Source organism: Pseudomonas sp. TH06, assembly GCF_016651305.1.
Lineage (GTDB): Bacteria > Pseudomonadota > Gammaproteobacteria > Pseudomonadales > Pseudomonadaceae > Aquipseudomonas.
The window spans coordinates 1,281,192-1,305,348 of record NZ_JAEKEC010000001.1; the positions used below are offsets into that span (position 1 = coordinate 1,281,192).

The 24,157-nt window shown below is 60.6% G+C and carries 16 protein-coding genes; 5 read left to right on the forward strand and 11 right to left on the reverse strand.

Features of this window, described 5'->3' with window-relative positions; genetic code table 11:
* Window positions 1-8: 8 nt before the first annotated feature.
* From JFT86_RS05675 to JFT86_RS05685, 3 genes are all read right to left on the reverse strand, one after another.
* Complete coding sequence (locus JFT86_RS05675) at window positions 9-6,401, reverse strand: Ig-like domain-containing protein (protein ID WP_201236062.1); 6,393 nt, start codon at window positions 6,399-6,401, stop codon at window positions 9-11.
* Window positions 6,402-6,456: 55 nt separating this feature from the next.
* Entirely contained in the window at window positions 6,457-7,302 is an 846-nt protein-coding gene (locus JFT86_RS05680; RefSeq protein ID WP_201236063.1) for a sulfotransferase, read from the reverse strand.
* Window positions 7,303-7,452: 150 nt separating this feature from the next.
* A complete protein-coding gene (locus JFT86_RS05685) occupies window positions 7,453-9,033 on the reverse strand; it encodes a glycosyltransferase family 39 protein (protein ID WP_201236064.1) in 1,581 nt (526 codons plus the stop codon).
* 240 nt (window positions 9,034-9,273) lie between these two features.
* Here JFT86_RS05685 and JFT86_RS05690 point away from each other — a divergent pair, with 240 nt between their 5' ends.
* The 4 genes from JFT86_RS05690 (at window position 9,274) to JFT86_RS05705 (ending at window position 12,679) form a co-directional block, all read left to right on the forward strand.
* Complete coding sequence (locus tag JFT86_RS05690; protein WP_201236065.1) at window positions 9,274-9,861, forward strand: tail fiber protein; 588 nt, start codon at window positions 9,274-9,276, stop codon at window positions 9,859-9,861.
* 54 nt (window positions 9,862-9,915) lie between these two features.
* Window positions 9,916-10,227: a hypothetical protein gene (locus tag JFT86_RS05695; protein ID WP_201236066.1), complete on the forward strand. Its 312-nt coding sequence runs from the start codon at window positions 9,916-9,918 to the stop codon at window positions 10,225-10,227.
* Between the two features lie 221 nt (window positions 10,228-10,448).
* Entirely contained in the window at window positions 10,449-11,780 is a 1,332-nt protein-coding gene (locus tag JFT86_RS05700) for a hypothetical protein (RefSeq protein WP_201236067.1), read from the forward strand.
* Between the two features lie 104 nt (window positions 11,781-11,884).
* Window positions 11,885-12,679: a hypothetical protein gene (locus JFT86_RS05705; protein WP_347340307.1), complete on the forward strand. Its 795-nt coding sequence runs from the start codon at window positions 11,885-11,887 to the stop codon at window positions 12,677-12,679.
* 90 nt (window positions 12,680-12,769) lie between these two features.
* Here JFT86_RS05705 and JFT86_RS05710 read toward each other — a convergent pair whose 3' ends face one another.
* From JFT86_RS05710 to JFT86_RS05725, 4 genes are read right to left on the reverse strand one after another with little or no spacing between them, the layout of a single operon-like run.
* Window positions 12,770-13,264, reverse strand: a complete 495-nt coding sequence (locus tag JFT86_RS05710; RefSeq protein WP_201236068.1) for a GNAT family N-acetyltransferase — start codon at window positions 13,262-13,264, stop codon at window positions 12,770-12,772.
* 12 nt (window positions 13,265-13,276) lie between these two features.
* Window positions 13,277-15,373: a biotin/lipoyl-binding protein gene (locus tag JFT86_RS05715; RefSeq protein WP_201236069.1), complete on the reverse strand. Its 2,097-nt coding sequence runs from the start codon at window positions 15,371-15,373 to the stop codon at window positions 13,277-13,279.
* Window positions 15,374-16,693, reverse strand: a complete 1,320-nt coding sequence (locus JFT86_RS05720) for an HlyD family efflux transporter periplasmic adaptor subunit (RefSeq protein WP_201236070.1) — start codon at window positions 16,691-16,693, stop codon at window positions 15,374-15,376.
* The gene (locus JFT86_RS05725; RefSeq protein WP_201236071.1) at window positions 16,690-17,469 is read right to left on the reverse strand and encodes an efflux RND transporter periplasmic adaptor subunit; all 780 of its coding nucleotides are present in this window, start codon (window positions 17,467-17,469) and stop codon (window positions 16,690-16,692) included. The genes JFT86_RS05720 and JFT86_RS05725 overlap by 4 nt, the downstream gene beginning before the upstream one ends.
* Before the next feature lie 486 nt (window positions 17,470-17,955).
* Between JFT86_RS05725 and JFT86_RS05730 the strand changes: the two genes are divergently transcribed.
* Window positions 17,956-18,645 (forward strand): NYN domain-containing protein, encoded by a 690-nt coding sequence (locus JFT86_RS05730; protein ID WP_201236072.1) that lies wholly within the window; start codon window positions 17,956-17,958, stop codon window positions 18,643-18,645.
* Here JFT86_RS05730 and JFT86_RS05735 read toward each other — a convergent pair.
* The 4 genes from JFT86_RS05735 to JFT86_RS05750 form a co-directional block, all read right to left on the reverse strand.
* The gene (locus JFT86_RS05735) at window positions 18,626-20,209 is read right to left on the reverse strand and encodes an efflux transporter outer membrane subunit (protein ID WP_201236073.1); all 1,584 of its coding nucleotides are present in this window, start codon (window positions 20,207-20,209) and stop codon (window positions 18,626-18,628) included. The genes JFT86_RS05730 and JFT86_RS05735 overlap by 20 nt on opposite strands.
* The gene (locus JFT86_RS05740) at window positions 20,206-21,276 is read right to left on the reverse strand and encodes an HlyD family secretion protein (protein WP_201236074.1); all 1,071 of its coding nucleotides are present in this window, start codon (window positions 21,274-21,276) and stop codon (window positions 20,206-20,208) included. The genes JFT86_RS05735 and JFT86_RS05740 overlap by 4 nt, the downstream gene beginning before the upstream one ends.
* Window positions 21,277-21,303: 27 nt before the next feature.
* On the reverse strand, window positions 21,304-22,842 hold the full coding sequence (locus JFT86_RS05745) for an MFS transporter (protein ID WP_201236075.1): 1,539 nt from the start codon (window positions 22,840-22,842) through the stop codon (window positions 21,304-21,306).
* A 219-nt stretch (window positions 22,843-23,061) separates the two neighbouring features.
* Window positions 23,062-23,979 carry a LysR family transcriptional regulator gene (locus JFT86_RS05750; RefSeq protein WP_201236076.1) on the reverse strand — a complete coding sequence of 306 codons (918 nt, stop codon included), beginning with the start codon at window positions 23,977-23,979 and terminating at the stop codon, window positions 23,062-23,064.
* Window positions 23,980-24,157: the final 178 nt, after the last annotated feature.

The window sequence follows — 24,157 nt, forward strand, 5'->3', positions numbered from 1 at the left end:
TTGTTTTTTCAGGCCGACATTTCGCTGATGCCGATCTGTTGCAGAGCTGCCGCCAGGCTGTCGACCCGGTGTTGCTCGGCGTCTTTGATTTCTTGCAGTTGCTGCCCCAGCGTCGGCGCGCCAAAGACACCGCGCAGGCCCTGGGAAACATCGCCGGCCTTGAGCGACTGGCTGCCGAAGGCATTCAAGGAATCATGCTCGGCGCCGCTGTTCTGGTTGAACAGGCTCGACAGCGTGCTGCTGGCAAATACGCCGCCATCACCACCGCCAAAGCCAAGGAAACCGTGCCCGGATCCATCGCCGCCGCTGTCACTGCTGCTGAACACCTGCGCGATAAAGCTGCGGCTGAGGGCCCCGTGATTGATGAAAATATCGCCAATCGGACGAATGCCGTTGCCGATTACCCGTTGCTCGAACAACGGCGCGAAGGTCAGCGGTGAGCCGAGATCGCCGGTTGGCGGAGTGAAGATGATCGGTTGCAACGGCACGTTCAGCGGCGGTGGCGGCACCACCGGGTCGCTGCTGCGAATCAGTGGATCCGGGATCACAACGCTGACCGGCGTGGTCGGCACGATGGGCGGAATGACCACAGGCACGGTGTTGATCGCGTAGTTGTTGGAGCTGCTGACACCGCTGCCGCTGTTGCCGGACGCATCGCTGACCCCGGCACTGTTGACGCTGATCGCGTTGCTGGCGCTGTTGACGTTGGCGTTCGGCGTCAGGGTTGCGGTCCAGGTTTTGCCGCCGTCGCTGCTGCTCAGGTTGGACAAGGTGCCGTTGCCGACGTTGATGTCCGCCAGATCAAAACCGCTGACCGCCTCGTTGAAGGTAATGGTCACCTGCGAGGTCTGGCCGATGCCCATGTTCGGGTTGGCGATGACCACCGTGGCGGTCGGCCGTTCGCTGTCGAGGGCGTAATTGTTCGACACCGCGACGGTACTGCCAACGTTGCCGGCCAGATCGCTGACGTTGCTGGTGTCGAGCGCAATGAAGTTACTTGGATCAGTGACATTGGCCGTCGGCGTGAACGTCGCGGTCCAGGTCTTGCCACCGTCGCTGCTGCTCAGGTTGCTCAAATCGCCATTGGTCACGCTCAGGTCGGACAGGTCGAAATTGCTCACCGCCTCGCTGAAAGTGAAGGTCACCGTGGTGGTCTGGCCGATGCCCAGGTGCGGATTGGCGACGACAATGTCCACCGTCGGCCGGGTCGCGTCGAGCACGTAGTTGTTGGAAATCGCGATGCTCGCGCCAAGGTTGCCGGCCAAGTCCTGAACGCCGGCGGTGTCGACGATGATCAGGTTAGTGGTGTCGTTGACGTTGGCGGTCGGCGTCAGGGTCGCGGTCCAGGTGGTGCCGCCATCGCTGCTGGTCAGGTTCGACAATGTACCGTTGGCGACGCTGATGTCCGACAGGTCAAAACCGCTGACCGCTTCGCTGAAGGTGATGGTCACCGTGGTGGTTTCACCGATGCCCAGGCGATTGTCGGCGACCACGATGGTGGCGGTCGGCAGCGCCGTGTCGATGGTGAAATTGTTCGAATCGGTGGTGCCGACACCACTGTTGCCAGAAGCGTTGGTCACACCGCTGTTGTCGAGGGTGATCAGGTTGCTGGTGTCGGTGATATTGCTGGTTGGCGTGAATGTCGCCGTCCAGGTAATGCCGCCGTCACTGGAGGCGACGTTGCTCAACGTGCCGTTGGCGATGGTCAGGTCAGCGTTGGTGAAACCGCTGACGGCCTCGCTGAAGGTGATGGTCACCGTCGAGGTTTCCCCGGCCTTGAGCGCGGTGTCCGCGACAATGATCGTTGCAGTCGGCACTTCGGTCTGCACGGCGTAGTTGGCCGAACTGGTGGTACCGGTGCCGGTATTGCCGGCCAGATCGCTGATACCGCTGTTGTTGAGGATGATCAGGTTGGTCGCGTCGCTGACGCCAATGGTCGGGGTGAATGTCGCCGTCCAGGTGATGCCACCGTCGCTCGACGAGACATTGCTCAGGGTGCCGCTGGCGACGCTCAGGTCGGAATTGTCGAAACCTGTGACCGCTTCGCTGAAGGTGATCGTGACGAGCGCGGTTTCGCCGGGACGCAGATCACTGTCACTCATGACGATAGTGGCGGTCGGGCGCTGACTGTCGACCGCGTAATTGTTGGAATCGGTGGTGCCGCTACCGAAATTGCCAGCGAGGTCAGCGATGCCGGTGTTGTCCAGGGTGATGACGTTGGTGGTGTCGGTGATGCCCGGCGCTGGCGTGAAGGTGGCCGTCCAGGTGACACCGCCATCGCTGCTGCTCACCGTGCTCAGCGTACCGTTGGCGATGATCAGGTCGGCGTTGGTGAAACCGCTCACCGCCTCGCTGAAGGTGATGGTCACCAGCGAGGTCTGGCCGACGCCGAGCGCTGTATCTGCGACCACGATGGTAGCGGTCGGACGCACGGTGTCGATGGCGAAATTGTTCGAGTCGGTGGTGCCGCTACCGGCGTTGCCGGACAGGTTTTGCACGCCGGAATTGTCCAGCGTAATCAGGTTGGTGACGTCGGTGATGTTGCTGGTCGGCGTGAAGGTGGCCGTCCAGGTGATGCCGCCGTCGCTGCTGCTGACAGCGCTCAAAGTACCGTTGGCAATCGTCAGATCGGCGTTGGTGAAGCCGGTCACTGCTTCGCTGAAGGTGATGGTCACCAAAGAGGTTTCGCCGATTTTCAGGCCAGGGTCGGCCACGATGATGGTCGCGGTCGGCAGTATGGTGTCGATGGTGTAGTTGTTGGAGTTGGTCGTGCCGCTGCCGGCGTTGCCCGCCAGGTCGGCGATACCGGCATTGGCCAGTGCGATCAAGTTAGTGGCGTCGTTGACACCGACATTCGGGGTGAACGTCGCCGTCCAGGTAATGCCGCCATCGCTGCTGCTCACCGCCGTCAGCGTACCGTTGGCAATCGTCAGGTCGGCGTTGGTGAAACCGCTCACCGCTTCCGAGAAAGTGATGGTCACCAACGACGTTTCACCGGCGCTCAGGCTGGAATCCGCGACCACAATGGTCGCGGTCGGGCGCTGAGTATCAATCGCGTAATTACCGGAATCGGCGGTGCCGCTGCCAGCGTTGCCGGCCAGATCGACAATACCGGTCTGATCGAGGGTAATGACGTTGGTCGCATCGGTGATGTTGGCGCTCGGCGTGAACGTCGCGGTCCAGGTAATGCCGCCGTCGCTGCTGCTCACCGCCGTCAACGTGCCGTTGGCGATGGTCAGGTCGGCGTTGGTAAAACCGCTCACCGCTTCGCTGAAGGTGATGGTCACCAGCGAGGTTTCGCCGATTCTCAAGCTGTTGTCGGTCAATACGATGGTCGCGGTCGGGCGCACGGTATCGATGGCGTAGTTGTTGGAATCGGTGGTGCCTGTGCCGGCGTTACCGCTCAGATCGCTGATGCCGGTGTTGGTCAGGGTGATCAGGTTGGTCGCGTCGGTGATGCTCGCGGTCGGCGTGAACGTCGCCGTCCAGGTAATGCCGCCGTCGCTGCTGCTCACCGCCGTCAACGTGCCGTTGGCGATGGTCAGGTCGGCGTTGGTGAACCCGGTCACCGCTTCGCTGAAGGTGATGGTCACCAGCGAGGTTTCACCGATTTTCAGTGCGTTGTCAGCGACCACGATGGTCGCCGTCGGCCGTGCGGTGTCGATCGCGTAGTTGTTGGAGTTGGTGCTGCCAGTGCCGGCGTTGCCGGCCAGGTCAGTGACCCCGGTGTTGTCCAGAGTGATCAGGTTGGTGGTGTCGGTGATGCTCGTGGTTGGCGTCAGCGTGGCGGTCCAGGTAATGCCGCCGTCGCTGCTGCTCAGTCCGCTCAAGGTGCCGTTGGCCACGGTCAGGTCGGCGGTGGTGAAGCCGCTCACCGCTTCGCTGAAGGTGATGGTCACCAAAGAGGTTTCGCCTGCCGCCAGATTGCTGTCGGCAACGACAATGGTCGCGGTCGGCCGCACCGTGTCGACCACATAATTGGCCGAATCGGTGGTGCCGCTGCCGGCGTTGCCGGCCAGGTCGGCGATGCCGGTGTTGTCCAGGGTAATGAGGTTGGTGGTGTCGGTGATGCTGGCGGTCGGGGTGAAGGTCCCGGTCCAGGTGATGCCACCGTCGCTGCTGCTCACCGCCGTCAACGTGCCGTTGGCGATGGTCACGTCAGCGTTGGTGAAGCCGGTCACAGCTTCACTGAAGGTGAAGGTCACCAGCGAGGTATCGCCGATTTTCAATGCCGTATCGGACATCACGATGGTCACGGTCGGCCGTGCGGTATCGATCGCGTAATTGACGGAATTGGTGGTACCGACGCCCGCCACGCCGTCGCTGATTGCATTCACCCCAGTGTTGTCGAGGGTAATCAGGTTGGTGCTGTCGGTAATGTTGTTGGTCGGCGTGAAAGTCGCGGTCCACGTCAGGCCGCCGTCGCTGCTGCTCACCGCCGTCAGCGTGCCATTGGCAATCGTCAGGTCGGCGTTGGTGAAGCCGCTCACTGCGCGGCTGAAGGTGATAGTCACCAGCGAGGTTTCGCCGATTTTCAGCGCTGTGTCGGCCATCACGATGGTGGCGGTCGGCGGCTCCACATAGGCGGTGTTGAGCGTACCGCCGTTGTTGTAGATCGCTGCGAAGGCCAACGGCACAGAACCCGACACGCCGCCGCCAAGTTCCGTGCCGCCGGCGCCGCTGCCGGCAGCGTTGCCGCTGATGGCGCTGAAGTTGGCGGCGGTGATCAATACCGTGCCGCCCTGATTCCAGATCGCGCCGACGCCGCGCCCGCCATCGCCGCCATTGAGATTGTTGCTGCCCAGGCCGCTGCCACCGCCACCACCGCCGCCCGCACCGATGTTGTTGCTGATGACAGAGGTGCCGACGATTTTCAGGGTGCCGGTGGAGGCGTTGTAAATACCGCCGGCGGCATTGCCGCCGACGCCGCCGACCTTGTCCCAGCCGGAGCCGCCACCGCCGCCGCCAATGGAAATAGTGCCGTTGCTGGCCGTGCCGCCATTGCCACCGTTGCTGTAATCAGCCACGCCGACACCGCCGACACCACCGGTTGTGCTACCACCGCGACCGCCCATGTGCGTCGCGTCGTAACCGCCACCGTAACCGCCGACACCGCCGCTGCCGGCCTGGCCGCCCAGCGTGCCAGTGCCCGGCCCGGCAATGCCGCCATGGCCGCCACCCTGACCGCCGAGGCCGCCACCACCGCCACCGCCGCCGCCATAGTTGGCGCCCGTGACACCACCGCCACCGCCGCCACCCGCCGCGGCGTTACTGGTGACCGAGACGTTGTTCAGCGTGAGAATGCCGGCGTTGAAAATACCGCCGCCCATGGCGCCGGTCGCCCCGTAGCCGCCATTGCCGCCGTTGCCGGAAACAAGGCCGCGAGTGATCACCAGACCGTCCAGCGTCACCGTGCTGCCGGAGGTGACTTCCACCACCCGGGTTTTATACTGACCATCGAGAGTGACGTCGGCGACACCGTCGTTGTTCAGGTCGCCATCGACGGTGATGTTCTTGTTGATCAGCAATTCAGAGGTCAATTGCACGGTCATGCCGCTACTGAACGTGACGATATCGCCGTTCTGCGCCGAGGCCAGGGCTGCGCGCAGGGAGCCGACCCCGGTGTTCGCATTGTTGGTGGCGGTCCACGTGGCCAGACCCCATTGATATTCACTCATGGCCTTGGTCGACAGCACGTTGGCGCTTTCGATGGTGCCGGTGGCGATTTCCAGATCCCAGTCGCCACCCACGCCGGTGCGGTTGTTCGAAGCCGCCACGTCGCGCCCGGTCAGTTGTGCCAGCGAGTCGACGAAGCTCAGACCGCGCTCGCCTTCGGCGGTGTAGCAGCCGTAGATCAGGATGTCGCCGCCGGCATTCATGTCCTTGCCGATTTCACCGAGGATCGCGCTGCGTTGCGCGACGTTGTCGGCAGACAGGTAGCTGTCGCCCAGCCACAAGTCGCCGGCATTGCCGTGGGCGATGATCTGCACCGAACTGATGCCCTGATGCTGACTGAGGTAATCGGCGATCTGCTGCAGACCATCCTTACTTGCGTCGAGCTTGACCACTTGTGTGCCGGGCGCGACCCCTTTGAGCAGGCTGTCGGCATCCTTGACCCGCGAATCGACAAACACCACGCTCTGGCCCGGCACTGCGACAGGGCTGGCGGCCGGGGTGGCGTCGGCCTGTCCATGGGTGTCCTTGCTGACCGACGGGTGATCGGCGGTTGGCGTCTTGGCCGCGTCCGCCGTGGGATGGCTATCGGCCTGGGCTGCGGTGTCGGCCACGGTGGCGGCGACAGCGCCGTCGAACAGCATGCGCGGTTCCAGCGGCATGATCATCGGCGCCGCCAGCGTGCGTTGGCCTGCGGTTCCCTGCGCTTGCTTCTTGCTCCACCACATGTCGCTCACCCGGACTCGAACACAGTTGTTGATACATCAATGAAAAACGCCGCGATCAACTGATCGCGGCGTCGGACTTCATACGAATGACATTGGCGGCGCTGGCTGAGCCATCGAGCCAAAAGGACAAATCAGCGTATTGCTTGAACAAATCCGGCGGCAGGATGGTGCGCCGCGACTGCAGGGCCACTTTCGGTTTGACCTTGTGCAGGCCGGCCACACCGAGGGCTTGATCGAATTCCGGAGCGTCATAGGCCAGGTGGTCGAAATCGTGTTCGAACCACGGCTCGCCGATGAACTCGTAGACCAACCGCAGTACCCGTTCCGGGGCCTGGGTCAGCAAGTCATAGTCGATGATCAGCAGCGAATCGGCATGTTCGCCGTAATAGGCTTCCTTGAGCGCCGCCCAGGCAAAACCGACCAGGCGATTGCGCTGAGCGAGAGTTTCACAGCGGCTATAGACGGTGTTGCGCTCGACGGCATCGCCGAACAGCTTGGTGTTTTCGTAAGGATTGGCCCGGTACAACCGCTCGAGGCTGTCCATCACCCAGGCGACGTTGCGCACGCAAGCGATGACCTTGGCCTTGGGAAACAGGTCGTTCAGCGCCGGCAGCCGTGAACTCCACTGGCGATTGGTGTCGAACACCACCGGTTTGTCGGCCTTGTCGGCATAGAAGGAATCGAACAACCCACGCAACAGACGACGGCGCATCTGGGTGTCGATGACGGCGCCGAATTCGCTGCCGGCGCTGCATTGTTCGAGGACGCTGGAAAAGAGAGAGCCGACCGGGCTGGTCATACCGGCGTGAAAGCGCGGATTCTGCAAAAGGATCGCAGAAAGCAGGGTCGAGCCTGAGCGCGGCAAGCCGGAGATAAAGTGGAACTGCTGCAATCCCTTCACCGTAGTCGAAAGTCCTTTTGTCCGACAAAGCGTAGTTCAACAGTACCCCTTCGACTAGTAGTGTTTTGATATCAATTCAGAGCAAAAATGACTAAATAGTTAACTTTTAATCGCGAATATAAAGGTGAAACGATTTAGTCCATTCAGGACTCATTCAGCCGCCGCTTTCGACACGAACAATCGCGCTTGAACCCCGCCCGCGTGCACCTCGCCGCTGGACTGCCAAGTCTTGGGCAGCGACGGAAATTCTCCAGAATCACCGAAGGTTCCGACCAGCCAGACCCGCTCCTTGCCGGGCAACTCGGCAAGGCTGTCGAGGTAGACATCGTCGGTCACCAGCGTGCCAAAACCATACTCATTCGGCCGCGTTGAATGGCCGTCGGCTGCGGGTGCCGTGTAGAGGCGCACTTGAGCGCCGGTTCGATCGTAATAGACGTAACTCAGATACCAGAGCATGTCGCTGGTGACGATGCGGTCGCCGGGCTGGAAATGCTGATTGACGTAATTCACCACATGGTCGAGCTGATCATTGCTGTCGACCGTGGCGTTGTTGTTCACGCCAACCAATTCGACCCCGATCAACGACACCAGCACTGCCAGGGCGAGTACCCGCACGCGGCCGTACAAACGATCAATGGCCAGCGCCGCCAGCAGCGGCAAGCCCAGCGCATAAGCGGTCAGATACCGTTCGATGAACACCGGCGTGATAAACGACACGACAAACACCAGCACCAGTGGCAACCCGGTGTAGAGCGCCAGCAGAACACTGCCACGGGACACACTGCGATCACGCATCACCGCCACCGCCGCGAGTCCCAAAAGCGCCAATGGCAGAGCCAGGAAGACTGGCAGCGGCAGCTGTTCGCCGTCGTCCTGAATCAGCCATGACCAGACCATCGACGGTAGCGACGACAGCGTGACCGGGTCCTCCCAGCCGACATCGCCACCGACTTTCAGTTGCTCCATGTGCTGCATCAGATCGAGCAGATTGGGCAGCCACGGCAGGTACAGCACGACGATGGCCAGATTCGCCAACCACCAACTGGCACGCTGGATATGCCGGAACCGGTAACCGCGTTGCACGCGGATCACCCCCAGATAAATCCAGTGACACAGCACCGCCAGCACGGCGAAGTAATGGGTGTACAGCGCGGCGGTCATCAACAGCGCATAAAACACCAGATAGCGGTGGCGCTGCGGGCGCCGGATCCAGTAGACCAGCGCCAGCGTGGCCGCGATCAGCAACAACCCGAGCAACGAATACATGCGCACTTCCTGGCTGTAGCGCACCGCCGTCGGCAACAACGCCAGCAACACGCCGGCGATGAGTGCGGCGCGACGCGTGGCCAGTCGATCCACCAGCCACACGCCGAGGCCGACTGCGGCAATGCCGGCCAAGGCGCTGAGACAGCGCAGGGCAAAAATGCCGTCGCCGAACAGCTCGATCCAGCCATGCAGCAACATGAAATACAGCGGCGGATGCACATCGAACGCCGCGTGGTGCCAGATCCCGCCCAGCGAATAGCGCGCCAGCAGCAGGCTGGAACCCTCGTCGCCCCAGATCGCCGCCGCCGTCAGGTCGTAAAAACGCACAGCTGCCGCCAACAGCATGATTGGCAGCAGCCAGTATTCCCTGGCCCAGCGGATTAAATGCAAGTTGCCAAACCCTGACCCCGGCGTCGCGTGCGGGTCCTGCGTATCGCCCATCGGAATAACTCTGTTTACCGCCATTGCTGCCTCTTTTTGCCGCGCCCCAATACCACGCATTCATGAGTCGAAACTCAACAGTCACTGTAGGTCAGTCACCGGATAACCGTCGATGCCAGGTTGCGCTTTCACGACATCCGGCAACCTTGCCAATCCGCGTCTACGCTCTGGCGTGGCGAGACCTGGCCATGGCAGGCGAAGGCATCGGAACTGCCGGAGTCCACGATTGGCCCGCCGACCACCAATCAGAAGGATGAGGACTTTATGGACGTTTACATGGGCACTGTTCTGACGTTTGCCTTCAACTATGCGCCCAGCGGCTGGGCCTTGTGCAATGGTCAGACCATGAGTATTGCGCAATACAACGCGCTGTTTGCATTGTTGGGCACCACTTATGGCGGCAATGGCACGCAGACCTTCTTGCTGCCCAATCTGCAAAGCCGAATGCCGATCTGCCAAGGCAGCGGCCCGGGCCTGACGCCACGGGTGATGGGTGAGATCTCCGGCGCCGAACAAGTCACTGCGACCCTGAACAATCTGCCAAACCATACCCACACACTGGCGGGCCTCACCGCCACCACCACCGTGCAACTGGCCAACCCGGCGAGTAACCCGGTAGGCATCCCCACCGCCACCAATTCCTACATGGGCGCCTCGGGCTCCGGGCCGGGGCTGGCGAATATCTTCTCCGACGCGCAAGGCGCCTCGGCCATCCCGCTCAGGGGCGCATCGACCACCATCAGCGGCACCATCAGCCCCACCGGCAACGGCTTGCCGATGGCAATCATGAACCCGTATCTGGCGCTCAACTTCAGCATCGCCCTGCAGGGTCTCTACCCGTCACGTAACTGACCGACCGCCGGGGGAGTTCTCTCCCCCGGCCTCTCAACTGGCTGGAGCAAGACCATGCTGCAAACGGTTAAAAGCCAACACTTCGAGGCACTTCTCGGGCGGATCGGCACCTTGTACCTGCCCGATGGCGGCACGCTGCAAATCCATATCGGGGAACTCGAAGAAAAACCGCTGGCGAAAATGCGCTACAGCGAACGCATGCCGTTCTGCGTCGAATTGAACACTCTGGAACCGACTGAATTTGTCGACGGCTTGTGTGCTCTGGAGTTACCGGAACTGGGACGGGTCGAGGGTATCTTCGTCTCACGGGTGCCACCGATGGGCCGGGACCCGGCGCTGGCTTACTTCCACGTCAGCTTCAACTGACTCAATACAAAAAATTAAAGTGGGAGCGGGCTCGCCCCCACTGGTGTTTTGTATTTCAGATCCGGGCATCGAGGTTATCCAGGGCTCGGTTGACGCTCATTACCCCGAGCATCAACGCCACAGACAAATCGGAATAGCCCTACACATAAAACAGAATCACCCGGCATTCAAGCTTGAGGTCGCTCGCCAAAGTTCCCCGTTTTGCAGAACGGGACACGGACGTGACCAGACTCATCCCTCAACGCGAACTCCACGGCCAACAGGTACTCGACATCCACCAAGCCATGGACACCTTTCGACAGGCACTCAATCGCCCGGATGAACTGCCGGGTTTCGATGCCTTGCTCGATGCAATGGGCCTCAATCAATCCAACTACCTGCAGGGCGCCAACCAGCGAAAACTCGTCGAAGCCATCAGCAACGGCGAGTGGGTCTTAGTGAAACCACGCGTTGTTACCGATAACAGCGGCGCCTCCTGGAACGCCTTCAAACCCCAACCCGAGCCACCTCCCGCCCAGCATCTGGTGGAAGAACACGCCTACGCCCTGCCCCAACCGGCAGAGTCGGGTTTTCACATTGTCCAAAAACCCATAACCCTCGAAGTGCTGGAGCGTGCGCTGTACGAAACGACACCCAGCGATGCCCTGCGCCGTGAATTCCGTTTGCTCAATCGTCACCTCGGCGAACAGGTCAAACCGGGGCAAATGGTCATCTTCAGCGACTCGCGCAACTACATGTGTCGACGCGAAGAGGCGCATATGATGGCCGCGGCGGAGAAAGTGAATGAAGCGCTTAAGAATCTGACGGATGAAGAGGCTTCGTTCATGGTTGAGCACCATGATGTGATTGAGCCATTTCTAGGGGTTTCTTCCGGCGGGCTGGGTGTCGCGTCGATCATGGTGGGGCAGCACATTGAAACGCTTGAGAACACGCTTAAAGAATTGAAGCGCCTACACGAAGAGCAATATCGCCAATATGGCAATCTCAACTCACCGGAGTTTTTTGCCCAACGCAAAAGATTGATGACGAAACTTGATGCCAGTTTGAGCCCGTTGGTTCGAAAGACAACGGGTATTCCGGATCACCCGAAACTTAAGCGGGCGCTAGGTTTATCTTCACGAAGAATCGTACATAACTGGAACAAGGCAGGTGCACCGACTCAATTGCCTGGCTACGCGACAAATATCCAGGGTGTCGCGCGAGCCGCAAAATACATGAAGGCCGGTGGATACGTGGCCATTGGCCTTGGCGCCAGTTCTGCGGCGATGAAGATTTACGAAACGTGTCGCACCGGACGTGAGGAGGAGTGCCGTCAGGCTAGATTTATAGAGGGATCGAAGCTGTCTGGAAACGTTCTAGGCGGAGTGATAGCGGGCAGACTGGCGCCGACTATAGCTCCAATGACATGTGCCGCAATTGGTGTAGGAACTGCCGGGGCGGGTGGAGTCGTATGCATGTTGGTTGTGAGTGGTGTACTAGCCGCGCAAATGGCAGATGGTGGTACCCAAGCCGGGGATGTAATCGGTGAACAACTTTACGAGATGAGTAAATAATCCCCTTGAAAAATTGATGAATTACCGTGCGCTAAAATTCTTATATCAAGTTATGCCCATCCATTTATGAATTCAGGACGCTGGATAAACGTTAAGGACTACACGTGATCCCCTCTCATCTTCACCTCATTTTTACCTGCTCATGGGCAGTAGTTCTGTTGCTCTTTACCCTGAGCGAAGCGTTGGTGTTGTTCGCAGCCTATTTTCGACTTAATCAGATGGAAGACCACTTCGTTACCTCTGATCTTGTAAGCATTAATAGGAAAAAAATGGGAAACGGACCATTGGGAAGAATGAGAAGAGTCAGGCACATAAGAGCGCTGACAGGCCGCTTCGATCATTTTCAAATGCTGGACCCGCAAGCGATCATAGAAGCTGAGACTTTTCCTGAACGTCTGAAAAAATGGGTGAACATCTCAGGCTGTCTCTTCCGACTCGGCGTGGCTGGTGCGGCTCTACTAGTGTTTTGGCTGAGTTTCGAGTGGTTATGCACTGCCCTCTCAAAACCCGCCAGTGACCTGAAACTTGTCTTTATCGCAACGTTGATCGCCTGTCTGGTGCTGGCTTTTATGGCAGTGCTTGCAAAGGTATACATCAGCTTTGTCAAATTGGCAGAGATCGAATCCCTGCTCAGGAAGTCGTACTTTATCGCCCGAAATCGTCGAGTGATGGGAGACGGCGCCTATGGTCGATACTGCCGCTTGTCCCACGTTTCAACCATGCTTTTGCTGGATGATGAGTTTTTGTCTTTCACTGATTCTCAGGCAATTAACGAGATTGTTCGCTTCCCCTCAAATCTACGTTACCTGGTCATAATTCCGACGAGGATTCTTGCCTATTCTTTCCTGGGCTATTGCTCAATCCATATCGGTGGAAATGCGTTAGGTGTATTTGCCTGAAGCTTTATCCAGGCAAGAGCTGCCGCAGCCTGCGATCTTTTGATCTTGCAGACCGGGAAGTCGCAGCCTGCGGCAGCTCCTACAGGGGGGTTATTGCGGGTACCAGACGAGGCGTTCGGCGGCTGGATTGCTTTCTTCCACCGCGAACCCCAACGCCAGATAATGTCGGCGCGCATGGGGATTGTTGGTCCAGACCACCGTCGCCACCGGGCAGCGAATCTGTTGCGCGGCTTTCTGCACCCCTTGCAGCACAGCGCGACCAAATCCCTGGCCGCGCGCCTGCGGGATAAAGGCCAGATACAGCACACGAATCTCGTTGGCACCGAAATCAGTACTCAGTGCACCGATGGCCGTGCCGAGTTTTTCCACCACGTAGTGCATGGCGTTGGGGTAACTGTCGCCCATGCCCTGCTCCTGCACCTGAAACTGCTGGGCAACCACCTGCTGAACCAGCTCCTGCTCGCCGTCGATCCATTGCAGATCCGGCCGCGCCGTCTGATACAGGCTGTGCAGAAATGGCCCGTCCGTTGCCCGCGAAGGCCGCACCACCAATCCCTCAACCGCCACTGCTGCGTTATCCGTCATCGCCGCTCTCCGTTAGAAACCGCTTTCCCTGACCCCCAGTGCCGCCATCCGCCGCCACGCGACACCGAGCAACGATTCACCGCTGCCCTGCAACACCACTACGCCGCGTAACGGTTGCAGCGGTGTCGGCGCGGTATCCAGCGCACTTAACCTTGCGCCGTATTGCGCCTGCACCGGTTCTGCCCGTTGCTGTTGATCGCGGCGTACGGCAATCGGCCCGTGGTGATCGGACGTCAGCGCTTCCTGATCAACGTACGCCACGCCGTTGGTGTCGATTTCATTCAGTTGCACGGCGAGCGCCGGGTGCATCGGATCATCAGCGATAAACCGCCCGCTGGCGCCGGGCTTGACCCGCCACAACTCAGCTTCCGCCAGATACCCGCGCAGGCGTGCGCCGTCCTCGACGACCCGCGCCAGCGCATCCTTGGTCGACAGCCAGCGGCCGACCGTGAGGTTCGGCAGCAGATCCCGCACATTGCCGGCGTGCGGTGCGCGCAACAGCAAACGCTCGCGTTGGGCGCTGAGGCCACGGTATTCAGCGACGGCTTCGGCCAGCCGTTGCTCGACGATACCGGCGTCGGCGGCGGTTTCACTGCGACCGGCCTGGCGGCGCATCAGCAACTGCTGGATCTGGATCTCCCGACGGACAATCGCCAGTCGCGATTCGAGATCCGGCGATTCAAGTTCGATCAGTACATCGCCCTGCGCAACTGTTTCACCGTCCTGCACCTTCACCGCTTTGACCCGCGCCGCCGTCGGCGCATGCAAGGCACTGGCGCGCCCGGCTTCGAGCATCGTCGGCAATTCCACGGAACTGCGCCACGGGACGATCAGCACCAACAACAGCGCAAGCACCGCCAGACTGCTGAGCAACACCCGCGGACCATGCGCTTGCTCGCGGCGCGTCCACCACTGGCGCCACTCACGCATGATCGGCAGAAAAATGAACCACACCAGTTCCACCAGCATCAGGAAGATTCCCAACACCTTGAAGAACAGGTGATAGACCGCCAACGCGATCCCGAAAAACAACGCTGCACGCCACAACCACGAGCCATACCCCCAGATCAGCAAACGCCGTTGCATCTTCGGCGACCAAGGCTCCGGCGCGGGTGCGCCATAACCGAACAAAAACTCGCGTAAACGCCAGCGACACAGGGCAAACGCCCGGCCCTGCAAGTTGTCGACTTCCCAGAAATCACTGATCAGAAAATAACCGTCAAAGCGCATGAAGGGATTGAGGTTGACCACCAGCGTGGTGATCCACGTCGCGCTGGCGAGCATAAACGCCGCCGTGCGTCCGGGGCCATCGGGCATCAGCGACCACACCAGCAGCGCGATGCAGGCCAGAAGCAATTCGGCCAGCACGCCGCCCGCACCAATCAGCAACCGTGCGCGACGATCATTGACCCGCCAGGCATCGCTGACATCGGTGTAGAACATTGGCAACAGCACCATGAACGCCACGCCCATGCTCTGCACTCGACACCCGGCGCGTTTGGCCATGAACGCGTGACCAAACTCGTGACACAGCTTGGCGAAAAACAACGCCACGCCGAACGCCATGGCGCCGCCCAGGCTGAACAGATGCGGGAACGTACCGACAAACCGTTGCCAGTCCCGCGAGACCAGAAATACGCCCAACGCCAACGTCGCCGGCAAACCGTAGCGCAGCAAGCGCGGGCCGAAGCGCTCCAGCCACGGCCAGGCGCGATTGAGAAACGCGTCCGGGCGCCATAGTGGAATGCGAAAAAACAGATATTGATGCAGCAGGATTTGCCACAGGCTCTGCTTCTGCGCCAAGGCCTTGAGCCGGTAACTGGCGCGCTGCTGATCGTCCATGGCGCTGATCAAATCGTGACCGCGCAGAAACTCCAGCAGCTGCTCAAGCTCGCTGCCGTCCAGCGGCAGGCCCGGCTCACGATTGGCGGCGCGCAAGACTTGTTCGGCATCGCCCAGCGACCAGTGGCGCAGCAGACGCATCGCCGCCGTTCCAAGTTTGAAATAGCGACCACGCACCGGATCGGCCAACGTCCAGCGCGGCGAGCCGTCCAATGCCGGCGCCGCGGGCGACAATTGCAGGTCGGCACGCAGGCTCGGCAGATGCATTTACAGGCCCACGCTCTGACGCAGGCCGGCCAATGGCCGACGCAGCAGGTACAGCGCCAGCGGTGCGCGATCGCCGAATATTTTCGCCGTGCCGCGCAGGCCGATGCGCGGTGGGGCATCGGTGAAATTGGCGTCCAACCGGTACGCAAGCTGCCCGCCGGCGGTCGGTTGTGCCTCGTAGGCCGAGCGCTCCAGCGTGGCGAGGTGGCGTTTCAGCGGATCGCTGTCGAGAAACAGCGAGATTTCCGCACCCGGCTCCAGCGAGATCGCGTCGCCCACCGCCAGTTCAATGCGCAATTCGGCCTGGTTCGGATCAGCGATTTCCATCAACCGTTCGCCGGTCTGCACCGGTTTTCCGGTCAAGCGTTCGGCATCGGCAAACACCGCGATGCCGTCGCGTTCGGCGCGCACTTCACTGCGATTGAGCAATTCGCGGGCGTAGTCGCGTTCGGCGCGTTTCTGCTCGGCGCGGGCGGCGAGTAAATCGACGCGTGAACTGGATTCGGCATCGGCAAACGAGCGCTGGGAATTGGATTTCAGTTCCGCCTCGGCCACGCCCAATGCGCGTTCAGCGACATCGGCCTGAGCCTTCAGCGTGGTGCTTTCGAACCGCACCAGGACGTCGCCGGTTTTCACCGTCTGATTGGGTTTGACCAGAAATTCGGCGATCACCCCGTCCAGCGGCGCTGCCACCACGCGACCGCCCAGCGGCACCACTTCGGCCGGCGCCAGCACCGATTGGCGCACCGGAATCAGCAGCCCGAGCAATACCACGGCGACCAGCGCCACCTGACGTTTGCGTGTCCAGCGCAGTCGCCACGGTTTGCGTGGTTGCAGCGCCAGCCAGGCATGGCTGTAGGTGTCGCCGAGTTGCGATAACAGCACTTGTTCGGAGGGATTCCACGGCACATCGCGGGCCAGCCACAAACCGCCGAAGACCTGAGCGTCGCGATCAATCAACGGTAGCCAGAACACTTGCGCGGCAGACAAACTGCGCCAATCGGCGTGGATCGAGTCGCTGACCAGCTCTGGCGTAATCACCCGCGCCTGTTTCAACACATCCTGCTTGAACAGGTGTGCCACGGCTTGCTCGACGAACGCGACGAACGGCGCGTTCGGCTCTACCGCACTGACGCCCGTCACCGCCTGCACCTTGCCAGCGATCAACAGCGCAGCATGGCGAAAACCGAACAGCGACTGGCCGTCATTGACCAGGCTGTAGGCCAGTTGCGAGGCGTCACGGGCGGCGCGGGTCTGACGTTCAAGGTCAAGGAACCGCGCGAACACCTGCTCGGCGGCGCCGCTCACCGGGGCGTTCACTTAAGCTCCGGGAAACGCGCCGTACCGCTCATGCCGGCCAGCAATCCTTTGGCTTCAGGGAGAGTCGCGACCAGCAACAGGGTCTGGCTGCCTTCGTCGATTCGCGCACCTAGACGTTTTACGGTGGCGTCGATGGGTTGGCCGGTTTCATCAGGGACAAAGCTAAAGGACTGGCCGGGCTTGAGCCGAGCCATCCAGCGCGACGGCACCAGCAAATGAATTTCCAGGGTGCGGTTGTCGACCACATCGAGCAACGGCGCGCCGGCCGGCACGCTTTCATAGCGCTGAACCTTGCGTTCCACCACTTGCCCATCGAACGGCGCGATCACGCTGCAACGTTTGACCTGCACCTGATAAACCTGAGATTGCGCCTGGGTCTCGCTGACCTTGGCCTCGGCCCGCGCCACTTCGAAGCGGCCCACTGAGTTGAGCGCGGCCAGCTGTTTGTTGTGCGCCAGCTCTTCACCGGCGCCGCGATTGGCGGCCTGCGCGGCATTAAGCTGGGCCTGATAGGCCGAACAATCGAATCGCGCCAGCGTATCGCCCTTCTTGAACGACTCGCCCTCACTGAACGGCAACTCGACAATCCGCCCCGACAGCTCACTGGCCAGCGTCGCCTGATCCCGAGCGCGCAACACACCCCGCGCTTCACTGCTCGCGGCGGCCGTGCCGGACGCCGGGTTATCCAGCAGCGGATCGTCTGGCCCGGGCGTTTGCGCCTGAACTGCACACGTTATTAAGGTCAATCCGAAAACCCAACCACGAAAACGCTGCATAACCGCTACTCCCTGACGGATGTGCGGAGTCTACGACAGCGGAGGTTAGCGTCAAGCGAAAGGCCATCACTCCATGGAAATGTAATGTTTCAAAAGAGAGGGCTGCTCCACGGTTGTTTAACAAAGGTAGGCAAACCCCGATTTCCTACACGAGTTGAGGACGCTACCAACTGCCCATTACGAAAAAGGTGATAGACAAGCTACCTACGAGAATAAACGCAGGCCAAATGTACCTTTCTTTGCAACAACCTCTAATACAGAAGCCCTTAAATGGCTTGACCCCGGTTGGTATCAGCAACCAAAACTGGCGAGCCGGTGCTGAAGATAAATCAGCGGAGTGAGCCTGCAATTATTTGGTGGTTGACCTGCATGACGCGCTCAATCTAGGATTGCCTTACTCAACCCCGTACGTAGCGATTCAGTTCGCTGGCAGTTGGGGTGAAGAAACCGGCTTAGGCCGGTTTTTTCGTTTCTGAGGAATGATTTGTGCGCACTGCTTTCTTTGTTGATGGCTACAACTTGTTCTATGGGTTGCTCGCTGGAACCCCCTATAAATGGCTAAACCTCGAACGTTTGTTGGTTCATGTGGCGCACATCGAAAACCCGCAAAACGCCGTTGTCTCGATTGACTATTTCACCTCATCAATAAAACCCGAACTCGCGACATTGGGCCGAATTTCAAAAGAGGCCCAAGACACTTACATAAGGGCTCTGCGCACGACCAATGTCAGAGTGCATTTTGGTCGACATCACCTTGAGCAGGCTAAAGCGCCTAGATTCATCGACAAAAACACCAAAGCCTCACGTCAAGACAAGGTCGACATCTGGAAGCTTGAAGAAAAGGAAACAGACGTTCATATAGCGATCAGCATGTATCGCACTGCCTGCCAGCAAGTGTTGTTCGCAATGGAAGAGCGTGTCGAACAACTCGTACTGGTTTCGAGTGACACCGATATCACCCCCGCATTGAGAGCCATACGCGCAGATTTCCCTCACCTGATCGTTGGCGTCATTCTTCCCCACAGGGCCGGTTTGAACCGGCCCACTCCAGGCTCCCTGAAAGATCACTCTCACTGGCTGCGACGAGTAATCACTGCGGAAGAATTGGTCCTTAATCAGTTTCCAAACCGAGTGCCCACGCACAAGAAACCGGCGATCAAACCGGATTACTGGTAGCAGGTTTCGTTATCGGATACACCGACTCCCAGCCCCCGCCCAACGCCCGGTACAGCCCCACCATCGCCAGTGAAACCCCGGTCGAGCTTTCCACCCACTGTTCCTGCGTGGCCAGCAACGCGCCTTGCACGGTGAGGACGTTGACGAAATCGACCACGCCTTCGACGTATTGCTGTTGCGCGGTGCGCAGGGCGATCTGGTTCTGGCGTACGGCTTCAGCGAGGCTGTCGCGGCGGCGTTGACTGGCGTTGTACGCGGTCAGTTGATCGTCGATTTCGTGCCAGGCGCGCAGCACGGTTTGCTGGTAGCCAATGGCGGCTTCCTGTTGCTGGGCTTCGCGCAGTTGCAGCATGCCGCGCAAGCGTCCGCCGTCGAACAGCGGCAAGCTGAATTGCGGACCGATGCCGAATGCACGCGAGCCCCAGGAGCCGAAATCACTGAGCTGCATGGCCTGCGAGCCGAGGTTGCCGGACAGCGTGATGCGCGGATAGAAATCGCCTTTGGCCACGCCGATGTTGGCAGTGGCGGCGTGCAGTCGCGCTTCGGCCTGACGGATGTCGGGGCGGCGCTCGGCCAGTTGCGACGGTAGGCCGATAGCGACTTGCGGCGGCGACTGCGGCACGGCGGCGTCTGTGGATAACTCTCTGGCCAAGGCTTGCGGTGGCTCGCCCATCAACAGGCTGATCGCGTTGATCAGTTGCGATTGGCGTTGCTCCAGCGCCGGCAGCCGCGATTCGATGGCGGCGACTTGCGCGGCGGCTTCGGCGACGTCCAGATCAGTGGCCACGCCATCGTTCAGCCGCAGTTGCGAAAGCTTGAGGCTGTGGCGGGCGACGTCGAGATTCTGCTCGGTGACGGCGCGGGTGTTTTGCACGCCGCGCAGTTGAATGTAGTTCTGCGCGGTGTCGGCGAGCACAGCCAACAGCACCCCGCGACGGTCGTTTTCGGCGACTTCGAGGTTGGCGTCGGCGGCTTCGGTTTCACGGCGCACGCGTCCCCAGAAATCCAGCTCCCATGAGGCGGAGAAACCGGCGTCCCACAGATTGAAAGCGGAATCGCCGTTGTTACCGGAAGGATCGGTAAGGCCTTCGCCGCTGTTGCGTTCGCGTGCGTAGCTGCCAGTGGCGGCGGTGCTCGGATAGCGGTCGGCGCTGATCACCTGGCGTGCAGCGCGACTTTGTTGCAAGCGGCTGCTGGCCAGTTGCAGGTCGAGGTTGCTGCGCACGGCGCGTTGGGTCAGGGCCGAGAGTTGCGGGTCGTTGAAGACTTCCCACCAGCGTTCGTTGAGAGGTTCGCTGACGGATTGGCTGGGGGCTGACTTGGCGGGTTTTGCCCAGTCGGCGATTTGGGTAGCTTCGGGTTTGTGGAAGTCTGGACCTACTGAGCAAGCGGTGAGGCTTGCCATGAGCAAGGCACCCAAGGTGATTGCCTGCAAATGGCCTAATCGCTGGCAAGCCAGCTCCCACAGGGATTGCGCAGGTTGCCCGAATTGTTTGGTCCCGCCGAGGAACCCTGTGGGAGCTGGCTTGCCAGCGATGGCGCCAGCCGATTCAACACCTTTCATCGCTGAGTCACCTCACGCACCGACGTCGCCGAACTGCGAGTATCGATACTCGCCTCCACCGACATCCCCACCCGCAGCCGCTCGGCCAGTGGCTGACCCGGCGCCAGCACAATCTTCACCGGAATCCGCTGCACCACTTTGGTGAAGTTGCCAGTGGCGTTATCCGGTTTCACCGCCGCGAAAGTCACGCCGGTGGCCGGAGCAATGCTCTCGACGCGACCGCTCAGGGCCTCGCCGCCGAGGCTGTCGACGCGCACTTGCACTTGCTGTCCTGGTTGCACGTCCGTCAGTTGGGTTTCCTGAAAATTGGCGATCACGTAGGCCTCCTTCAACGGCACCACCGCCAGCAGCTTGCTGCCCGGTGTCACATACGCGCCAACCCGCACTGCACGTTCGCCGACCATGCCGTCCTGCGGCGCGGTGATGCGCGTGTACGAGAGTTCGAAACTGGCGATTTCCAGCGCCGCTTGCGCGTGTTTCAAAGTGCCTTCAGCGGCATCGCGTTGCGCGGTGAGAATGTCGACCTGCTTGCGCTCGGCCGCCAGTTTCGCCGTGGCCGTGTCGAGACGCGCCGTGGCCTGATCGATGCGAGTACGAGCCTGTTGCGCGTTCTGTACGGTGCCGGCACCGACGCCGGCGAGGTGGTTGTAGCGGTTCAACTCCTGCTGGGCGAAGGCCATTTCGGCCTTGGCCGACACCACCGAAGCCTGCGCCTGCGCGATCACCGAGGTCTGGCGTTCCAGCGTTGCCTTGGCATTTTGCAACTGCGCACGGGCGACCAGCGTTTGCGCATCCGCCGCTTCAGCGGCAGCCCGTAAATCACGGTCATCGATCAGAGCCAACAACTGCCCGGCCTTCACTTGCTGGTTATCTTCCACCAGCACTTCTTTGATGAATCCGGCCACGCGCGGCACCACCAAAGTGAAATCAGCGGAAACGAACGCATCATTGGTGTTTTGCTGAGTACGTTTGCCAAACAGGCCCGGCACTGCCAGAAACAGCAGCACGCCGACGGCCAAGGCAGCCGCCACGGCGACCGCGAGTTTTTGCTTTGCTTGAGTCGTCATAAAAACCTTCATTGTTCAGTACCGCAATCAGGTCGGCGCGCGCGGCGGAAAGATCCGCGTCGGCAGCCAGAAAATCAGCAGGATCAGCGTCACTGCGACGCCAGCCATGCATAGATAAAGATCGGAAGAAGTCAGCACCACGGCCTGTTCATGCATTCGATGGGCAAGGCCCGGATCGCTGTGATCGGCCAGTGGCGAGTTGCCGAGGCTGTCGATCAACATGGTCGAGTGGAAATGCAGACGCGCCGTGGTCAGCGCCTCGATAACGCCGGTGGCGACCACCGCCGCGAGGCCTTTCACGCTGTTGAACCAGGCCGAGGCAAACGGCCCGTCCATTGGCTGGATGCTGCCGGTCGAGAGCATCAACAGCGGTAGCACCGACATCGGCTGGCCGAAGATCTGCAGCCATTGCAGAACGTAGAAATTGTCGCGAATCCACTCCGAGGTCAGCAGCGATCCGCCGAGGCAGGACAGCGTCAGCATGCTCAAACCGATCCCCAGCACCCAGCGACAATCGACCCAACGCAGGTTGCACAGCGCCGCCACCAGCGGCAGCGCGATCAACTGCGGCAGCGCCGCAATCAGCATGATCGGCGCGGTCTGCACCGGGCGATAACCCTGTACTTGCGCCAGATAGCTCGATGGAATCAAGACCACCGCCTGCAACACCACCAGCACGCCGGCAAGAGTCATCAGCGCGAACGACAAGTTGCGGATACCGAGCATCTGCAACTTGAAAAACGGAATCGGCTGCGACCATTCGTTGATCAGAAACGCCACCAGCAGCAGCGATCCCGAACCGAGCAGCGCGCAGATCAGGTTCGACTCGAACCAGTCCAGCCGATTGCCTTGCAACAGGCCGATCACCAGCATGCAGATCGCCGGAAACCCCAGCAGCAGGCCTTTCCAGTTGAACGCTTTGAGGCGCTCAAGGCGCAGCGGATCCTGCGGGATGCCGTAAGCGACCATGACCATGGCGATCAGGCACGGCACGATGATTTGCCAGAACGTCCATTGCCAGCCGACGTATTCGGTCCACAACCCGGCCAGCGGCGTACCGAGCCCCGGGCCAAAGGTTGCGGTGAGCGCATAACCGGCCAGGCCATAGAGTTTGAAGTTGGGCGGTAGAAAGCGCAGGGCGACGGTCATCAGCATCGGCGGCAACGCACCACCGGCCAAGCCTTGCAGGGTGCGCATCAACAGCAGGCTTTCGTAGTTCGGGGCGAACGGACACAGCACGCCGAGCAGCGTGAACAGGCTGATTGCGCAGAGGGTGAACCGGCGCAGCGAAAAGGTCACCGAACACCACGGCGCAAACGCCATGGCCGCCACCGAGGTAGCGGTGTAACTGGCGACCAGCCACGTGCCTTCGTCGTAACCGATGTTCAGCGCGCCGCGAATATCGGCCAGGGCGACCTTGGTCACCATCTCGTTGAGGCCCGACACCAACACCGCCAGCAGTACGCCAACCAGGCCGATGATAATCCGCGCCCCGAATGCCGGTGGCGTCGCCGCCGTCGCCGGGCTGGCCGCAGCGATGGGCGCCGTGACCGTCAGGGATGTCATGAAATAACTACTCCGGGGGAAAAATACCGGAGCATCTTAGTCGGGCTTTGTACTGACGAAAATTGACTTATTGGCAGTTTATAAGTGCGTTTGGCGCAACTATTCCCTGTAGGAGTGAGCCTGCTCGCGATGGCGCCATTTCAGTCGATATCGTCGGCGACTGATGCACCGCTATCGCGAGCAGGCTCACTCCTACAGGGGGGTTGTGAGGTTTTCGAATCAGGGTTGGGCAGCCAGCCAGGTCTCGTCGCAGCAAGTCTTCAGGGTTTCGCGCAGCCAGCGGTGCGCCGGGTCCTTGTCGAAGCGCGGGTGCCAGGCCTGGGTCAGCATCATGGTCGGCAACGGGATCGGCAGGTTGAACGAGCGCAGCTTCAATCCCAACCGTCGCACGCTGAGCAGCGCTTCCTTGGGTACCGGCAAAATCAGGTCGGAATCGGGCAAGGCAAACATCGCCGCATGGAAACTCGGCGCGATCACCGCCACCCGCCGCTCCAGTCCCAACGCATTCAGCGCGGTATCAATCGGGCCGCGGGCAATACCCCGGCGCGACATGCTGATATGGGAAAACCCGGCATAGCGTTCTGCTGTGATTTCATCGTCGAGCAGTGGGTGATCCTCGCGCACCAGGCCAACGAAATGCGTGGAGAAGAGGTTTTGCACTTTGACTTCCGGACTGACCGGGCGATTGTTGCTGACACTCAGATCAATCCGCCCTTCGCGCAGCGCTTCGTCGTCGCCATCACCCTCCGGAACAAAGCGCAGTTCGCAATGCGGGGCCTTTTGATCAAGGGTGTCGAACAGCTTGCCACCGTACACGCCGATGAAAAAATCGTTGGCGCGAATACTGAAGCGGCGACGCAAGGTACTCAGATCGACGTCGTCAGCCGAGCGGAACAGCAGCGCGGCCTGCTCGACCACATCACGCACTTGTTCACGCAGCTCCAAGGCCTTGGGCGTTGGCACCAGCCCCCGCCCGGCGCGCACCAGAATCGGATCGCCGATGGCTTCGCGGATGCGCGTCAGCGTGCGGCTCATCGCTGCCGGGCTGAGGTTCATCCGTCGGGCGGCGCCAACCACGCTGCCCTCGTCGAGCAAGGCGTCGAGGGCGACCAGAAGGTTCATGTCCGGGAGTTGCATGCTGAGCACTCATGGCAGATCTGGATTGATCTGCACGCAATGCTAGCAAACATTCTGCAAAGTTGGCGGTGGCATGACCGACGCTATCGCGAGCAGGCTCACTCCTACATTTGATCCTCGCAGATCACAAATTTTGTACGACGCCGATCCATTGTAGGAGTGAGCCTGCTCGCGATGA